This is a genomic window from Limnobaculum xujianqingii (assembly GCF_013394855.1).
Classification (GTDB): Bacteria; Pseudomonadota; Gammaproteobacteria; order Enterobacterales; family Enterobacteriaceae; genus Limnobaculum; species Limnobaculum xujianqingii.
Genome location: NZ_JABMLK010000002.1, coordinates 586,591 through 600,823, shown reverse-complemented (window position 1 = coordinate 600,823; position 14,233 = coordinate 586,591). Strand labels below are relative to the sequence as shown.

Annotated in this window: 24 protein-coding genes; all 24 read left to right on the top strand. The window is 52.2% G+C overall.

What is annotated here, in order from left to right; translation table 11 throughout:
- The first annotated feature begins 54 nt into the window (after nt 1-54).
- The 24 genes from GOL65_RS16575 to GOL65_RS16465 all read left to right on the top strand — a co-directional run bounded on the left by GOL65_RS16575 (nt 55) and on the right by GOL65_RS16465 (nt 14,227).
- Entirely contained in the window at nt 55-579 is a 525-nt protein-coding gene (locus tag GOL65_RS16575; protein WP_140918345.1) for an N-acetylmuramoyl-L-alanine amidase, read from the top strand.
- Nucleotides 576-752 carry a hypothetical protein gene (locus tag GOL65_RS16570; protein WP_179038458.1) on the top strand — a complete coding sequence of 59 codons (177 nt, stop codon included), beginning with the start codon at nt 576-578 and terminating at the stop codon, nt 750-752. Before GOL65_RS16575 ends, GOL65_RS16570 begins: the two co-directional genes overlap by 4 nt.
- On the top strand, nt 749-985 hold the full coding sequence (locus tag GOL65_RS16565; RefSeq protein WP_140918346.1) for a hypothetical protein: 237 nt from the start codon (nt 749-751) through the stop codon (nt 983-985). Before GOL65_RS16570 ends, GOL65_RS16565 begins: the two co-directional genes overlap by 4 nt.
- Nucleotides 985-1,227 carry a hypothetical protein gene (locus GOL65_RS16560; protein ID WP_140918347.1) on the top strand — a complete coding sequence of 81 codons (243 nt, stop codon included), beginning with the start codon at nt 985-987 and terminating at the stop codon, nt 1,225-1,227. Before GOL65_RS16565 ends, GOL65_RS16560 begins: the two co-directional genes overlap by 1 nt.
- Entirely contained in the window at nt 1,220-1,825 is a 606-nt protein-coding gene (locus GOL65_RS16555) for a hypothetical protein (protein ID WP_140918348.1), read from the top strand. The genes GOL65_RS16560 and GOL65_RS16555 overlap by 8 nt, the downstream gene beginning before the upstream one ends.
- A complete protein-coding gene (locus tag GOL65_RS16550; protein ID WP_140918349.1) occupies nt 1,822-2,064 on the top strand; it encodes a hypothetical protein in 243 nt (80 codons plus the stop codon). Before GOL65_RS16555 ends, GOL65_RS16550 begins: the two co-directional genes overlap by 4 nt.
- Nucleotides 2,061-2,288, top strand: coding sequence for a hypothetical protein (locus GOL65_RS16545; protein WP_140918350.1), 228 nt, complete (start codon nt 2,061-2,063; stop codon nt 2,286-2,288). The genes GOL65_RS16550 and GOL65_RS16545 overlap by 4 nt, the downstream gene beginning before the upstream one ends.
- Nucleotides 2,289-2,291: 3 nt before the next feature.
- On the top strand, nt 2,292-2,792 hold the full coding sequence (locus GOL65_RS16540) for a DUF1804 family protein (protein ID WP_140918351.1): 501 nt from the start codon (nt 2,292-2,294) through the stop codon (nt 2,790-2,792).
- On the top strand, nt 2,785-2,988 hold the full coding sequence (locus tag GOL65_RS16535; RefSeq protein ID WP_140918352.1) for a hypothetical protein: 204 nt from the start codon (nt 2,785-2,787) through the stop codon (nt 2,986-2,988). The genes GOL65_RS16540 and GOL65_RS16535 overlap by 8 nt, the downstream gene beginning before the upstream one ends.
- Complete coding sequence (locus GOL65_RS16530) at nt 2,985-3,170, top strand: hypothetical protein (protein WP_140918353.1); 186 nt, start codon at nt 2,985-2,987, stop codon at nt 3,168-3,170. The genes GOL65_RS16535 and GOL65_RS16530 overlap by 4 nt, the downstream gene beginning before the upstream one ends.
- A 50-nt stretch (nt 3,171-3,220) precedes the next feature.
- On the top strand, nt 3,221-3,397 hold the full coding sequence (locus GOL65_RS16525) for a hypothetical protein (RefSeq protein ID WP_179038457.1): 177 nt from the start codon (nt 3,221-3,223) through the stop codon (nt 3,395-3,397).
- On the top strand, nt 3,394-5,028 hold the full coding sequence (terL, locus tag GOL65_RS16520) for a phage terminase large subunit (protein WP_140918354.1): 1,635 nt from the start codon (nt 3,394-3,396) through the stop codon (nt 5,026-5,028). The genes GOL65_RS16525 and terL overlap by 4 nt, the downstream gene beginning before the upstream one ends.
- 3 nt (nt 5,029-5,031) lie before the next feature.
- On the top strand, nt 5,032-6,606 hold the full coding sequence (locus tag GOL65_RS16515; protein ID WP_140918355.1) for a DUF935 domain-containing protein: 1,575 nt from the start codon (nt 5,032-5,034) through the stop codon (nt 6,604-6,606).
- Complete coding sequence (locus GOL65_RS16510; RefSeq protein ID WP_140918356.1) at nt 6,593-7,918, top strand: phage head morphogenesis protein; 1,326 nt, start codon at nt 6,593-6,595, stop codon at nt 7,916-7,918. The genes GOL65_RS16515 and GOL65_RS16510 overlap by 14 nt, the downstream gene beginning before the upstream one ends.
- Nucleotides 7,911-8,429: a phage virion morphogenesis protein gene (locus GOL65_RS16505; protein ID WP_140918357.1), complete on the top strand. Its 519-nt coding sequence runs from the start codon at nt 7,911-7,913 to the stop codon at nt 8,427-8,429. Before GOL65_RS16510 ends, GOL65_RS16505 begins: the two co-directional genes overlap by 8 nt.
- Nucleotides 8,430-8,662: 233 nt before the next feature.
- Nucleotides 8,663-9,754 (top strand): phage protease, encoded by a 1,092-nt coding sequence (locus tag GOL65_RS16500; protein ID WP_140918358.1) that lies wholly within the window; start codon nt 8,663-8,665, stop codon nt 9,752-9,754.
- 47 nt (nt 9,755-9,801) lie between these two features.
- Complete coding sequence (locus tag GOL65_RS16495; protein WP_228723141.1) at nt 9,802-10,134, top strand: hypothetical protein; 333 nt, start codon at nt 9,802-9,804, stop codon at nt 10,132-10,134.
- Between the two features lie 13 nt (nt 10,135-10,147).
- Nucleotides 10,148-11,056 carry a Mu-like prophage major head subunit gpT family protein gene (locus GOL65_RS16490; protein ID WP_140918360.1) on the top strand — a complete coding sequence of 303 codons (909 nt, stop codon included), beginning with the start codon at nt 10,148-10,150 and terminating at the stop codon, nt 11,054-11,056.
- A complete protein-coding gene (locus GOL65_RS16485; protein ID WP_140918361.1) occupies nt 11,053-11,469 on the top strand; it encodes an HI1506-related protein in 417 nt (138 codons plus the stop codon). The genes GOL65_RS16490 and GOL65_RS16485 overlap by 4 nt, the downstream gene beginning before the upstream one ends.
- Nucleotides 11,469-11,660: a phage protein Gp36 family protein gene (locus tag GOL65_RS22480; protein WP_322091298.1), complete on the top strand. Its 192-nt coding sequence runs from the start codon at nt 11,469-11,471 to the stop codon at nt 11,658-11,660. Before GOL65_RS16485 ends, GOL65_RS22480 begins: the two co-directional genes overlap by 1 nt.
- Complete coding sequence (locus tag GOL65_RS22475) at nt 11,653-11,904, top strand: phage protein Gp36 family protein (protein WP_322091297.1); 252 nt, start codon at nt 11,653-11,655, stop codon at nt 11,902-11,904. Before GOL65_RS22480 ends, GOL65_RS22475 begins: the two co-directional genes overlap by 8 nt.
- Nucleotides 11,901-12,575 carry a DUF1834 family protein gene (locus tag GOL65_RS16475; RefSeq protein ID WP_140918363.1) on the top strand — a complete coding sequence of 225 codons (675 nt, stop codon included), beginning with the start codon at nt 11,901-11,903 and terminating at the stop codon, nt 12,573-12,575. The genes GOL65_RS22475 and GOL65_RS16475 overlap by 4 nt, the downstream gene beginning before the upstream one ends.
- A complete protein-coding gene (locus tag GOL65_RS22075) occupies nt 12,559-12,816 on the top strand; it encodes a hypothetical protein (protein ID WP_218652053.1) in 258 nt (85 codons plus the stop codon). Before GOL65_RS16475 ends, GOL65_RS22075 begins: the two co-directional genes overlap by 17 nt.
- On the top strand, nt 12,806-14,227 hold the full coding sequence (locus GOL65_RS16465) for a phage tail sheath subtilisin-like domain-containing protein (RefSeq protein ID WP_140918364.1): 1,422 nt from the start codon (nt 12,806-12,808) through the stop codon (nt 14,225-14,227). Before GOL65_RS22075 ends, GOL65_RS16465 begins: the two co-directional genes overlap by 11 nt.
- Nucleotides 14,228-14,233: the final 6 nt, after the last annotated feature.

Below are 14,233 nucleotides of genomic sequence, written 5' to 3'. Positions count from 1 at the left end.
GAAGAGCCATAATATTCAACACTAACACCATCTTAAATTAGATGGTGTTTTTTTATGGCTTCTATCAAACGTATTGTCATTCACTGCGCCGCCTCTAAGAACGGCCGCAGACTCGCAGCCCGCAATGAAACCGCCGCTCAGGTGATTAACCGTTGGCACAAAGACCGGGGCTTTCAGCGCTCCAGTCCTTTCGTCAATACCTTCAATAATGAATTGCGCCATATCGGTTACCACTTTGTCATTGATACCAATGGTGTCGTTGAGACTGGGCGTGCTCAGGGTGAAACTGGTGCGCACGTCAAAGGGTATAACACAGGTTCTATCGGGATCTGCATGGTGGGTACTGACCAGTTTACCGCCGAACAATGGGATTCATTAGCGTCGCTGGTGACGTCTTTGCGGGACAAATACCCCAATGCTGATATCTGCGGCCACCGTGATCTATCACCCGACCTGAACGGTGACGGTAAAATTACCGCTAATGAATGGACGAAGATTTGTCCGGGCTTTGAGGTCACCGGCTGGTTAGCGTTAGGGATGTCACCGCTTGAAAGTTGGGTTTATGAGGCGGCAGAATGACGGCCATTTTTCAGTTGCTTGGCGTCACCGTCTGCGTGTTGGGTGGTATTGCCCTAACGACCTTATTGCTTGCGCTTACCTGTGATTATACCTGGCGAAAAATCCGCGCTGCCCATGACCTTAACTTCCTGCGAAAGGCCGTAAAAGCAGCTAAACGTCAGGGGGTATCATGATAAAGGCATCCTCAGCACAGTTCATTAAACGTATGCCTGAGCTTAAAAATCCTCGTTACCTGCGGATTTTTGAAGATGCACGGGAAGCCCATATCGCTCTAGTTGTGGCTGGTCAGCCGACGGACAAAGTGCCTTTGTTCAGTCGCTACGCCACGTACCAGACAGTGTATCGCAAAGGTTGGGCCAGCGTGACGGAGTTCGATATCCGTCTAGCCCGACTGGGGGTAGCCTGATGTCACTCTCTAAAAAGCTCCTTCAGTTAATTACCAATGAGTCGAGTCAGCGGCTGTCAACATCAGACACGCTGATTGTCGCTGCATTCCTTGCGTCCACTTTCACCCTGATTTATTGCACCTTTAAAGGCGAGTTAACTGAGTGGTTATATATCGGCTATCTCGGTGCATGGGTGGCTCAAAGCCAAGCCTCTAAGCAGGCCGCCATTAAACGAAGCCGAGAGGTCAATCCCAGTGAGTAATTTCATTACCCTTGTTATCAAGTACAAAACTCTGCTTATCACACTGGCGGTCTACCTTGCGATATTTGCAGGCGGTGTGGCGGCGGGAACGTGGTTCACAGAGAAAGCCTATCAGGCTGATATCAGTGAACTCACGCTGGCTCATACCACTGATCAGGCCAACTGGGAAAAAGAGCGCACCGCAGTGGCCCAAGCTCAGAATCGGGCGCTGACCGAAGCGGTGGAAAAACAACGCCGGGCGACCGCAGAAAGTCAGCGGGTGACGGGGGAACTGGAAACGGTCAAGCAACAGCTTCAGACCACAAAGCAAGAACTTCAACGGAGTATCAACAATGCAACTCAGAAAGATGGTCATGGCTATACTGGCCTTGGTGCTAACGGCTTGCGGCTCTACCGTGCCGCACTCGGATACGCCACAGATAATCAATGTCTGCCCACTCATCCCAGCGGCACTGATACAGATGCCAGTCAAACCGGGTGTGCCGAAGCCGGGTTATCACCAGATGACCTCCTCGCCCACGCCGCCGACTACGGCGAATACTGCAACAAACTTGAAGAGCAACTGAATGCTATCGGGCGCTGGGAGCGCAATAAATGACTTTAGACATAGCGTTTCAGCTCGTTTTAGGGCTGGCCTGCTTTTTTGGCGGGATTTGGATCAAACGTCTGCAAGACGATATCAAAAGCCTGCAATCTGAAATAAAAGAAATCAAGGATAAGTACCAGCCCCGGCTGGAAGCTGACCGGGATTTCTCCGTATTAAAAGACCTAATTACTGACATTAAACAGCGTATTGAACGCATTGATAACAAACTGGATAGGAAAGCCGATAAATGAGAAGTAAGAAAAGCAGGCGCTCTCGTGGCCGTTCGTCAGTGGTGGCGGTGGGTGAGCTCCAAAATATCAGCGCTCAGTTAGACCGGATTGAAGACCACCTGAGTGATATTCAGGCAGCAGCAACGAAAAGCGGTGCTGTGGCCGGTGCGGTTGCGGGTAGTTTGTCGGGTGCTCTGGTTGCTACCGGTATTGCCGTCATTCAGTCCAAGCTAGGGTTATTCTGAGTCATGGCCCACCCTCAGGAAACGCGCGACCAAATCCGTAAGGCCTATGTATTTAACGGCTTGTCGATGGAGATTGCGGCTGCTCAGGCGGGCGTCTCCTTTGTGACCGCCCGACGCTGGAAAAAGGAATCGGCGGATAAGGGGGACGACTGGGATAAGCAGCGTTCGGCGCACATGATGGCGGGCGGCGGATTGGAAGACGTGAGTCGGGCGTTATTGTTTGCCCTGGTCATTCAGTTCAAGACCCTGATGGATGAAGTGAATAATACGGAAGGCGTCAAGCTGGAGACTCGGGTGGATATGCTGGCCAGCCTCACGGATGCCTACAATAAATCCATCTCCGCCAGTAAGCGCATATTGCCAGAAACCAGTCAGTTGGCCATCGCGCTCGAAGTGGTTCAGTCAATGGGTACATTTATTGCGGAGAAGTACCCGCAACACCTTCCTGTATTCGCTGAAGTGCTTGAGCCCTTTGGTGACGTAATAGAGAAATCCTATGGATAAATTAATTTATCTTGGCGATGGCATTCATGTCATGGCCTCGCAAGTCGTTTCGGTTGTGTTAAAAGATGCCTACGTTGGCCGATCAGATATCACATTAACTGATGGTCGGGTTTTTGCTGCTTATCAAAAAGATATTGCTAGCGTGATTAATGCCGCGCTGAGCGACACTTCCCCAATAGAGAGGACGTCATCATGAATGAACTCGATACCTTGACTCACGCTCAGGTTTCTCAACGGATTGTTGATGTGCTGACGGCACAGTTTGGTGTTGACTTCTGGCGTGATCGACTGCCGCAAGAGTCGTTGTGGATAGCGATGCAAGCATTATGCGGCCCGCATCAGGCTGCGGTAGTGGTGCAGTGCTGCACTGATATTTAAACTCGCCGGTGGCGACTGTTTCTTTTATAAGGATTTATCAGGTTATTCCTATGAATATTTATCGCCGCACTCATCGTGAATGTTTTAGGGTTTCGACGAGTTTGAAACAGAGTGAATTGCATCGTTGCCGAATGGGTGTGTTAGGTGCTATCGCCGCCGGGATGTCGCATAGTCAGGCGGCTATGTTGCTGTCTGCGCTATTCGCTTTGCATGGTCGAGTCTCGTGAGTAAGAAATTCTCTATCCGCGAGTTTAAAAAGAGTTTGGCCGAATATGCGGCCAGCTTGCGTTTGACTATCGAAGCGGAGTGTGTCGGTTTTGATCCTGACCCCGTCGCCGTTAAGGAACGTCGCCACCAGGTGAATGACCCGGTGACCGGTTATGAGTATTTCGTTAATCAGTACTTTCCGCATTATGTCCGCCATCAGGATAAAAGTGAGTTACATCGCCATCTATTTACCCGATTACCGGAAATCGTCAGCCAGTTACTCGGACAGAGTGACGCTATCGCGGCACCCCGAGGCGAGGCGAAGTCCACGCTGGTCAGTCAATTGTTTGTTCTGTGGTGCATTATCCGGGGTATCAAGAAATACCCGGTCATCATTATGGACAGTATTGACCAGGCGTATCCGATGCTCGAAGCCATCAAGGCCGAGATTGAATTTAATCCCCGTATTGCCATGGATTTTCCTGAGATTGCAGGCGGTGGCCGTGTCTGGCAAGCGGGGACTATCGTCACCCGCAATGATATTAAAGTCACTGTAGCAGGTTCAAATAAGAGATTGCGTGGTCTGCGTCATGGTGCTTATCGTCCTGACTTGGTTGTCCTGGATGATATTGAGAATGACGAGCAGGTCAGGAATCCTGAGCAGCGCGATAAGCTCGATAGCTGGCTGAAGAAAACGGTGATGCCACTGGGGGCCGCTGGCGGTAAGACGGATATCGTCTATATCGGTACCATCCTGCACTATGATTCCGTCCTTGCCCGAACACAGAAAAATCCGCTGTGGAATAAGGCGATCTTTAAGGCGATCATTGACTGGCCACTGAATATGTCACTTTGGGATGAGTGGGAAGAAGTGTTACGTAATGACGGTGTTGATAAAGCCTTGGCCTTCTATCACCATCACCGTCGTGATATGGATGATGGCGCAAAGGTCAGTTGGGCCGCGAGACCTCTCTATGATCTGATGTTGATCCGCGTTCGGGATGGCAGCGCAACATTTGACAGTGAATATCAGAATGACCCGGTAAGCGGTGACGATGCCCCGTTCGCCAACTGTATTACGTTTTGGGTTAACCGATTACCCGAGTGGGTATTCTTCGGGGCCTGTGACCCCAGTCTGGGTAAAGCCGGCGCGGGTCGTGACCCGTCAGCGCTCCTGGTCGGGGGATTCAACCGCACCACCGGCATACTGGATGTGGTGGAGGCTTCCATTCGTAAGCGTCTGCCCGACCGTATTATTGAAGATATCATCAGCTTTCAAAAGGATTACCGCTGCCTGTTATGGGTTGTGGAAGCTATCCAGTTTCAGGAGTTCCTACGGACTGAGTTAGTGAAACGTTCGGCGGCTCAGGGTATTCCGGTGCCGGCGCGGGCCGTTCAACCCCACACCGATAAGCTGTTGCGAATTGAATCCCTGCAACCTCACATGGCGAATGGATTGATCCGTCTGCATCCTAACCAGAAAACCCTGATAGACCAACTTCGGCACTTCCCCAAAGCTGACCACGATGATGGCCCCGACTGCCTGCATATGCTGTGGGCCGCTGCCGTCTCTGGCATTGGCGGAAAATTTCAATTTACGCGTGTACCTCGACATGACGGTGCTCGCTTTGGCTCCCGAGGGGGATGGTAAGTTATGACTGCCTCTAAAATAGTGGACGCCAATGGCCGTCCATTCACGAAAAAAGAATTAAAGAAATCACAGACTGCTGAGGTCAGCAGCCTAAAGCGTACCTTTGCTGAGCACCCGTCAAAGGGATTGTCGATCCAAAAGCTCCCCCGCATTCTGGAAGCGGCCGAGCAAGGGGATTTATCCGCGCAAGCCAGCCTTTTTAACGATATGCAAGAGCGTGATGGCCATATCTTTGCCGAAATGCAAAAGCGCAAGAATGCCCTGCTCAAGCTCGACTGGAGCATTGAGCCGCCAAAAAATTCAACGGCAGAAGAAAAGGCGCTGGCGGCTAAAGTGGCCCAGTGGTTTGAGGCACTGCCGGATTTTGAGGATATTATCCTTAATGCGCTGGATGCGATTGGCCACGGTTTCTCCGCTCAGGAGATCGAGTGGGAGTTCTACCAGAACGAATGGCTGCCTAAGGCGATCATCCCTCGACCTCAGTCTTGGTTTCGTACGACGCCAGGGCAAAAAGATACGTTGTTACTCAATGATGGTTCCCTTGAGGGTGCGCCGCTCTGGCCATTCGGTTGGTTGGTTCATCAGCATAATGCGAAGTCAGGGTTTATTGCTGAGTCTGGGCTGGTTCGCGTGTTAGCCTGGCCGTACCTGTTCAAGAACTTTGCCTTGCGTGACCTGGCTGAGTTTCTGGAGATCTACGGATTACCTGCCCGAGTCGGCACCTATCTTCAGGGCGCGACGCAAGAAGAGAAAGACACCTTACTTGAGGCGTTAGTGATGCTGGGCCATGATGCGGCCGGCATCATTCCGGAAGGAACAACCATCGACTTTCAGTCAGCGGCCGAAGGTCAGGCCAACAATTATCAGGTGATGATTGATTGGTGTGAGCGAACCGTGTCGAAGGTCATTCTTGGGGCGACGCTCACCTCCCAGGCGGACGGAAAAAGCAGCACGAACGCGCTGGGCAATGTGCATAACGAAGTCCGGCACGACCTGACCGTTGCGGACGCCCGCCAACTAGAGGGTTTATTCCGCCAGCTTATCCAGATGCTGTGTCAGCTCAATGGCTATCAGGATTTTAACTCGCGCCGGCTGCCTCGATTGGTCTTTGATGTCCGTGAGATTGCCGACCTGACTACGTTTGCGGAAGGGATTGCGAAGTTAGTTGAAGCGGGTATGGAAACTATCCCTGTTTCTTGGGTGCATAAGAAGCTGGCTATTCCGGAGCCGAAGAGTAATGAGCCCGTTCTCAAACGGATCGCGCCGTTAACGCCGGCGCTACTGTCACAGTCACCTTACCGGTCGTTCGCCGCCCTCAGTCACACTCAGGATGGGCTTATCGACCCCGCTCAGGTCGCCTTAGATAATGCGCCCGATATTCCAGACGTGATTAATCAAGCCATATCCAAGCTGTTATCGCCGGTGATTGCTGCGTTACAGCAAGGCCAGTCCCCCGATGAGGCGTTGGATATTATCGCCGCCAGTTACCCTGCGCTGGATGATGGCGAGCTTATCCAGATTTTAACCCAAGCGCAGTTCGTCGCTGATATCTGGGGCCGGCTCAATGCCAGCGAATAACTCGGTTGATCTGCGCCATGCGATTGGCTTGCCACCTGATGAAGCTATCGCTTATTTTGAGTCTAAGGGATATACCTTTGGGTTTAACTGGCATGACGTTGAGGCCAGCGCCCATGCTAACGCCTTTACGGTGGCTGGCGTACTCAAGCAAGATGTGCTGGAAGATATCCGCAAAGCGCTATCGGTGAGCCTCAAGGATGGCGGCACACTGGCGGATTTTCAAAAGAACCTGATACCTACGCTGGAGCAAAAAGGCTGGATGGGTAAAGGGTTGGTCGCTGATGCGGATGGGGTGTTACAGGGAAAACAGCTAACGCCTCGACGTCTGGAGACCATTTTTCAAACCAATATGCAGGCGGCTTATAATGCCGGGCGCTATCAGGAACAGCGGGCTAATGCCGAAAGTCGCCCCTACCTTGAACGTGTTGCGATTGCTGACAGCCGTACCCGTCCAGCTCATCTGGCATTAAATGGGTTTATCGCCCATATTGATGATCCTATCTGGGCCACCCTCTATCCACCCGATGGTTATCGTTGCCGTTGCCGGGTTCGTGCGCGTTCAGCGCGAGACGTTGAACGACACGATTTGACCGTTCACACCAGTGAGGGGCGACTGGTCGAGGTTGAGCAAGCCTGGGGCAATGGTGAGACTCGTACGGTCACAGCCTTTAAGAATCCGATTAATGGGCAATTGTATACACCGGATGCGGGGTTTGGTCACAATCCGGGACAAGGTTACCTGTCATCGTTGGGTCAGCATCTGCTAGACCGTTCCGCGGTGGCGTCTACATCACTGGCCTCACAGGCGGTACAGCAAACGCTCAGCCATACACCGGTGTTAAATGCACTATCAAAAGACATTAATACCTTTGTGAATAATGTGTTATTGAATCAGCAAGTTCGGGGCGCGCAGCGTCACGTTGGCGCATTACCGCCTGAGGTCATTAATCGATTGTCTGAGTCCGGCATAGCCCCACAGTCTGCCGTTATCACGTTGACGGATAACCATCTATTAAAGAGCTTGCCTAACACCGCCGGTAGTCTATTACCGAAGACGTTCTTGCAGCAGCTCCCGGAGCACCTTTACCACCCGACGGCTATTCTTCGTGATATCCAGAAAGATAATCCCGCCCTGGTCTACGTACTGAAGTCCGAAGAGCAGGTTATCGCGATGACGATGGATGTTCCCGTTGCAGGAACTGGGGGCAAAATGAAGACTAACCAAGTGACGGGTGCCCGCGTCCTTACCCCAGATGATAACCTGGGCGATACCTCGCGTTATCAGCTTTTGTGGGGAAGACTGGATGATTGATATCAAAATCGACAGTGCGGAATTAGAAAATCAATTGACTGCCCTGGTGGATAAAATCCAGCACAGGGAACCGCTGATGCGTGATATTGCCGGTATTATGGCGGATGCGGTTGAAGAGAACTTTGCTCAGGAAGGCCGGCCTAAATGGTTAGGGATAAAGCGAGATGGCAAGGTGTTGCAGGACAAAGGCCGATTAGCTGCCAGTAACACAGCCTTCAGTGATAATGATAATGCTGTTGTGGGCACCAACAGTAAATATGCTGCTATCCACCACTTCGGTGGCGTCATTAAAAAGAAGGCACGCACTCAGTCATTGTATTTTAAACAGAATAAAGATGGGTCAGTCGGTCGCCGGTTTGTCCGCAAATCTAAATCCAACTTTTCCCAAACAGCGAATATCGGTGCGCATCAGGTGACGATGCCCGCTCGTCCATTCCTGACATTAAGCAATGATGATATCAATGAGATCGAACATGCAGTAAGTGAGTATTTGGTTAAAATAATCAAATAAAGAAAACGCCCTGTAAGGTGCTCAGGGCGTTCATGAGATGTTTGTTATAACCTACATGATGATTTCCTCTATCGTCGATTTAAATCATTTTTAAACGGGGTTTAAACGCTATTGCATAGCAGTTGCAAAATCTCAGTTTCCCGTGCAGGATAATTTTAGCCCATTTACCCCAGCGTTAACCCACTGAACCCCATCATCTCTCTGTCCAAAATATTCGCTGCCATCATGGCGGCATGAAACTAAAAATCGCCACGCTCTCATTTGAACTCTCTCATACCGGCAATCGAATCCAGTTGCTTCCGGCCGGTCACTTTCGCGCTACTGACGGTCGCCCTTTTGAGTGTGATGGTTGGTTTATTGATGCGGATATTGCCGCATCCGTTATCGCCAGAGCAGCAGGAAAAACCAATGATCTGGCTATCGACTACGAACACCAGACATTAAAGTCCGCTAAAAATGGTCAACCCGCACCGGCCTCTGGCTGGTTTAAGCAGATGGAGTGGGATGACGAAACAGGTCTGTTTGCCACCGACGTCCGGTGGACAGAGAACGCAGCGACGATGATTGCTGCAAAGGAATACCGCTACATTTCAGCCGTATTTCTGTATGACAAAAACGGGCGTGTGATTGAAGTTTTACACGCTGCCCTCACCAACACCCCAGCCCTAGACGGTATGGATGAGGTCATGCTTGCGGCCGCTTCTTATCTCGTCTCGTTATCCACCACCCACACAGAGAACTCTCAGATGGAAGACTTTCTTCAAAATCTCCGCTGGATGCTAAACCTGCCCATTACCTCAACGGCAGAAGAAGTGATAGCCGAGTTGCAAAAAGTGATCGACCGCCTTTCTGGCGGCGTAGGGACTGCCGCTGCCAGTGTCAATTTATTGCAGATACTGACCGACAACGACCAACAAATTGCCACTTTATCGGCATCAGTTGCGTCATTAAGTGCCTTCAACACCAACAACATGGTGCCGTTGGAGCAGCTTATTGCGCTGCAACACCAGGTCGCCGCACTCACGGCTGAGCGTCAGGCTGAAAAGCTGGACGAAACCATTATGGCTGCGTTGTCTGATGGCCGTTTAATGCCCGCGCAGAAAGATTGGGCGAGCCAGTTGGGTAAGACCAACCCGGCTTTATTGACCACGTATCTTGAGTCAGCCCAACCGATTGCGGCACTGGGCCGTACTCAGACCCTCGGGAATGAACCCCCCTTACCGGAAGACAAAACCCACGGCCTGGATGCCGAGACCTTAGCAGTCTGTTCCATCATGGGTACAGACCCGAGTGAAGTTGCCGCCAATCTGAAGGAGGAGAATTAATGGATCGTAAAACCCCGTATCGCGATGGCGCGCTCTTCGGCGTTCTGATGGCCGCCGCCGCCCGCATCCATGCTGGGCATATGGTGTGCGCTAATGCCCGCGGCTATGCCGTCATGGGCAGCAATGCCACCGGTCTGACATCGCTGGGAATGGCCACCGAGTTTGTGGATAACAGCACCGGCAGTGACGGTGACCAGTCTATTCTGGTGCGCAAAGGTAAGGCCTTTTCCTTCAGTAATAATGGTGCATCACCCGTGACACAAGCGCTGGTCGGTAAGCCCTGTTATATCGCTGACAGCCAGTCTGTTGCCGCCGTTGGTGATGTTGTTGCCGGCACCGTTTTGTTTATCGACGCTGATGGCGTCTGGGTATTCATTTAGTAAGGGATCCACTGTGATTATTAATTTAGCAACCGTTAAAGGTATTTACGTCAACCTGCGAACTCTGTTCCAAAAGGCGTTCAAAGAGACGGACAGCGACTGGGAAAAGCTGGCCATGAAAGTCACCTCCACGACCAGTGAGGAGCATTACTGGTGGTTGGATCGCTTCCCGAAACTGCGCAAGTGGATTGGTGAAAAGGCCGTCAAAGCACTCGGGGCGTTCAAGTACACCCTGGTCAATGAAGACTTTGAGGCTACGGTCGCCATTAAGCGCAACCACATCAAAGACAATCAGTTAGCCGGCTATCGCGTATCGGCCGAAAGTATCGGGCGGTCTGCCAAAGAGTGGCCCGGTGATTTGGTCTTTGCGCTGCTTCACGGTGGTTTCACCAACCTGTGTTATGACGGTCAACCGTACTTTGATACGGATCATCCGGTCGGTAGTCTGTTTGTGTCCAATACAGGCAAGAAGCAACTGTCCGCCGCGACGCTCGCCAAGGCTCAGGGCAGTTATGGTTTAGCCCGTACCGCTATGCGCAAGTTCAAGGACGAAGAAGGCGCACCGCTAAAAATTAAACCTAACCTGTTGGTGGTGCCGCCGGCGCTGGAAGATGAAGCCCGTATGCTGCTGGAGTCAGAGAAGTTCGCTGATGGCACCAAAAATATCTACAAGGGTACTGCCGAACTGATGGTGGTGGATGAGCTGGAATCCGATACAGAATGGTTCTTGTTTGATACCAATCAAATCATCAAGCCATTCATCTTCCAGGAGCGTGAAGCCCCTGAGTTTGTGTCTCAGACCAATATGGATTCCGACGACGTCTTTATGAAGGCGGAATACAAGTTTGGTGTGGAAGCGCGCGGCCAGTCAGGTTATGGCTTCTGGCAGATGGGTTATGGATCAACCGGGACGGAGGCATGATGAAAATTCGTATCACTGCAAAACGCAACGGGTTTAACCGTTGCGGGATATCTCACCCGGATACACCGGTCGACTACGCGGCTGGCCACTTTACGGCGGATCAACTTGATGTGCTGAAGGCGGAACCACAATTGATCGTGCAGTTCCTGCCGGATACCGCCGCTGTTATTGCTGATGCCGTCAATGACGAGCGGGCCCGTTTTGAAGCGTTGTTTGCGGGTCGCCTGGCGCAAGAAAAAGCGACGTTGGCAGCGGAGTTCGACCAGAAGCTGGCGTCTGAAGTAGCGAAGTATGACCAGCTAAAGGCCCAGTTCGATCAACTCAGTGACTACCTGAGTGCTGACAGCGTGGCGACTGATACCACCGCCGGTGCCATCAGCGACACCCCGACCAAACCAAGTAAGGGTAAGTAATGTACGCGACGCTTCAGGATATGCAGGACGTGTTCGGCCAGGCTGAGCTGATTAAGCTCACTGACCGTGACCGGCGCGGTGAAATTGACCTGGTGGTTGTGGGTAAATCTCTGGCCCGTGCGGCCTCGGAAATCGACAGCTATATCGGGGGGGCGTTATGCACTGCCGCTGACACCGTCGATTGTGCCTGAAGCGTTACGTGACCGTTGCTGTGATATTGCCCGCTACAAGTTGTGTGGTTCCGGTGGTGTTCAGCTCACGGATGATATTCGTCTGCGTTACGAAGATGCCATTCGGTATCTGGAGAAGGTGGCGTCAGGTGTTATTCGTCTCGGGCCGGGTGAAGCCGGTTCCGCCCGAACCAATAACGCTGCTCGATTCGTCTCGGGTGGCCGTCAGTTTGGCCGAGATAAAACTCACGGGGGTGCATTTTGATCATCACGCAGATTGAGAACGCCATCATTGCGCGTCTCACCAAAGGCATGGGGCGCATGGTCGATGGCGTTCAGAGCTACGGTGGCGAACTGGATGCGGGTCTGGCTGAAGTTGTCCGGGTGTTACCGGGTGCCTGGGTCACCTTTGGGGGGATCCAGAAAACCGAGCCCGTCAACACAACCAGGCGGAAGTACCGGGCGCATGGTCGTTTTGTGGTGATGGTCGGTGATACCAACGTTCGCGGGGAGGAAGCGTCCCGACACGGTGGCGCTCACTCGACAGAGGTCGGTACGAACAATCTGGTTTACGCCGTTCGCCGGCTGCTGTCCGGGCAGGATTTAGGGTTATCAATTGATGCCCTGATGCCAGGGAGAGTCCGCACCCTGTTTAACACCGCACTGGAGCATCAGGCTATTTCAGTTTTTGCCTGTGAGTTTGATACCCACTGGATAGAGTTGGCGTTAGATGCCGGGCGTTATCCTGATATTCCACCGCCAACACGGCCACCTGAAGAGATGGTCAATCATCCGGATTATTTATTTACCCGGTACGGCGGTCAAGGTAGTGAGCCTTATCCAAATCTCCATTCTATTCACGCCAGTATTGATGAAGTGAATAGTCCGTTAATTCCTGACATAGAAGGGATCGTTAATTATGACCCAGACCATTAATGTCATTGCCGCAGTCGGGGTGGATGTTCCGCTGCACGATGACCCTAAGCGCTATATCACGGACGGTGCGATTGTGCCTGTCCCTGATAATGCGTATTACCGTCGCTGCCTGGCCTGTGGTGATTTACTTCGCAAAGACCTTGTCAATGACCCGGTTCCCGAAGTGACTGCACAGAGCTCGCTGCCGGCCGCCGCGAAATCGAAAGAAAAAACCAAACCGGAGGGGACGGATGGCCAGTAAAAATATTTCTTTTGACCAAATCCAAAGCAGTATCCGCAAGCCGGGTAAGCATATTGAGTTTAATACCCGTCTGGCCGTCAGTACCTTACCGGCTAACCGTCAATTAGTGCTGATTGTGGGGCAGGTGTTACCTACCGGCACGGCGGAGCCGCTGCAATCCCATACGGTGTTCTCTGATGTTATGGCCGCTGAGCTATTTGGTCGTGGTTCGATGGCACACATCATGGCGGAGCGTGCCATTAAGGCGAATCCGTATCTGAACCTGAGCATTATTGGCATTCCTGATGACGCTCAGGCGATTGCCGCATCTGGTTCGGTCAAGCTTGCGGGTACCGCGAGTGGTAGTGGTGTCATCAGTCTCTATGTGGGGCAAACGCGCGTTGATATTTCTGCGCGCAATGGTGATACGGCTGAAACACTCATGGCCACATTACAGACGGCAGTCAGTAAGCTGTTGGATTTACCGCTCACGGCCGAAGTCAGCCAAGCGGCTGTCGTCCTGACCGCCCGAAATAAAGGGGCGGCCAGTAATGACATTATTTTGCGGGTAGCGTCAACCGTCGCCGGCATCACCTCCACCCTGACCCCCATGTCAGGCGGCGCTATTGACCCAGATGTGAAAGACGTCTTAGCGGCGGTCTTTGCTGGCGGGCATAACATCCTGATTTGTCCGTATGCCACTGATGAAGCTATCACGGCATTTCGCGATCATCTTGATGCAGTGAGCCACCCTCTGGAGCAACGTGGCGCTATCGGCGTTGCCGGCTGGCGTAAATCGTTCTCAACCGGAACAACCCTGACCCGAAAAATTAACTCGGGTCGATTCTCGGTTGCCTGGCATAACGGTTCTGTGATGGCGCCGTTTGAGATTGCGGCCGGCTATGGCGCGGTCATGGCCAGTGAAGAAGATCCCGCTCGACCTTATAACACTTTGTCTGTCTTGGGGTTGGATGTTACCCCGCTGGAATCTCGCCCAGGGCGAACGGAGCAAGAAGCCGCGCTGTATAACGGTCTGACGCCGCTGGAAGTGGGTGCCGGTGACAAGGTGCGTATCGTGCGGGCCATTTCGACCTATATGGTCAATGACGCCGGCGCGGATGATATTTCACTGCTGGATATTACCACCATCCGTACGCTGGATTATGTGCGTAAAGCCATCCTTGAGCGTTGGGAGCTGCGTTTTCCGCGTGAAAAACTCAGCGAGCGTACACCGCCAAAGGTTCGATCCGAAACCATTGACGTGCTGTATAAGCTGGAAGCGCTTGAAATTATTGAGCGTGTCGCCGCCAACCTTGAAAAGCTGTTGGTTGAGCGTGACGAACAAGATCCAAATCGGATCAACGCGGCCATTCCTGCGGATGTGGTCAATGGTCTTCATGTTATGGCCGGTCGTATCGACCTGTATCTGTAGGAGATA

Bases quoted from the DNA above. Each gene is read 5' to 3' on its own strand.
- GOL65_RS16575 (WP_140918345.1), top strand. From the start codon at position 55: ATGGCTTCTATCAAACGTATTGTCATTCACTGCGCCGCCTCTAAGAAC.
- GOL65_RS16570 (WP_179038458.1), top strand. From the start codon at position 576: ATGACGGCCATTTTTCAGTTGCTTGGCGTCACCGTCTGCGTGTTGGGT.
- GOL65_RS16565 (WP_140918346.1), top strand. From the start codon at position 749: ATGATAAAGGCATCCTCAGCACAGTTCATTAAACGTATGCCTGAGCTT.
- GOL65_RS16560 (WP_140918347.1), top strand. From the start codon at position 985: ATGTCACTCTCTAAAAAGCTCCTTCAGTTAATTACCAATGAGTCGAGT.
- GOL65_RS16550 (WP_140918349.1), top strand. From the start codon at position 1,822: ATGACTTTAGACATAGCGTTTCAGCTCGTTTTAGGGCTGGCCTGCTTT.
- GOL65_RS16545 (WP_140918350.1), top strand. From the start codon at position 2,061: ATGAGAAGTAAGAAAAGCAGGCGCTCTCGTGGCCGTTCGTCAGTGGTG.
- GOL65_RS16540 (WP_140918351.1), top strand. From the start codon at position 2,292: ATGGCCCACCCTCAGGAAACGCGCGACCAAATCCGTAAGGCCTATGTA.
- GOL65_RS16535 (WP_140918352.1), top strand. From the start codon at position 2,785: ATGGATAAATTAATTTATCTTGGCGATGGCATTCATGTCATGGCCTCG.
- GOL65_RS16530 (WP_140918353.1), top strand. From the start codon at position 2,985: ATGAATGAACTCGATACCTTGACTCACGCTCAGGTTTCTCAACGGATT.
- GOL65_RS16525 (WP_179038457.1), top strand. From the start codon at position 3,221: ATGAATATTTATCGCCGCACTCATCGTGAATGTTTTAGGGTTTCGACG.
- GOL65_RS16515 (WP_140918355.1), top strand. From the start codon at position 5,032: ATGACTGCCTCTAAAATAGTGGACGCCAATGGCCGTCCATTCACGAAA.
- GOL65_RS16510 (WP_140918356.1), top strand. From the start codon at position 6,593: ATGCCAGCGAATAACTCGGTTGATCTGCGCCATGCGATTGGCTTGCCA.
- GOL65_RS16505 (WP_140918357.1), top strand. From the start codon at position 7,911: ATGATTGATATCAAAATCGACAGTGCGGAATTAGAAAATCAATTGACT.
- GOL65_RS16500 (WP_140918358.1), top strand. From the start codon at position 8,663: ATGAAACTAAAAATCGCCACGCTCTCATTTGAACTCTCTCATACCGGC.
- GOL65_RS16495 (WP_228723141.1), top strand. From the start codon at position 9,802: ATGGCCGCCGCCGCCCGCATCCATGCTGGGCATATGGTGTGCGCTAAT.
- GOL65_RS16485 (WP_140918361.1), top strand. From the start codon at position 11,053: ATGATGAAAATTCGTATCACTGCAAAACGCAACGGGTTTAACCGTTGC.
- GOL65_RS22480 (WP_322091298.1), top strand. From the start codon at position 11,469: ATGTACGCGACGCTTCAGGATATGCAGGACGTGTTCGGCCAGGCTGAG.
- GOL65_RS22075 (WP_218652053.1), top strand. From the start codon at position 12,559: ATGACCCAGACCATTAATGTCATTGCCGCAGTCGGGGTGGATGTTCCG.
- GOL65_RS16465 (WP_140918364.1), top strand. From the start codon at position 12,806: ATGGCCAGTAAAAATATTTCTTTTGACCAAATCCAAAGCAGTATCCGC.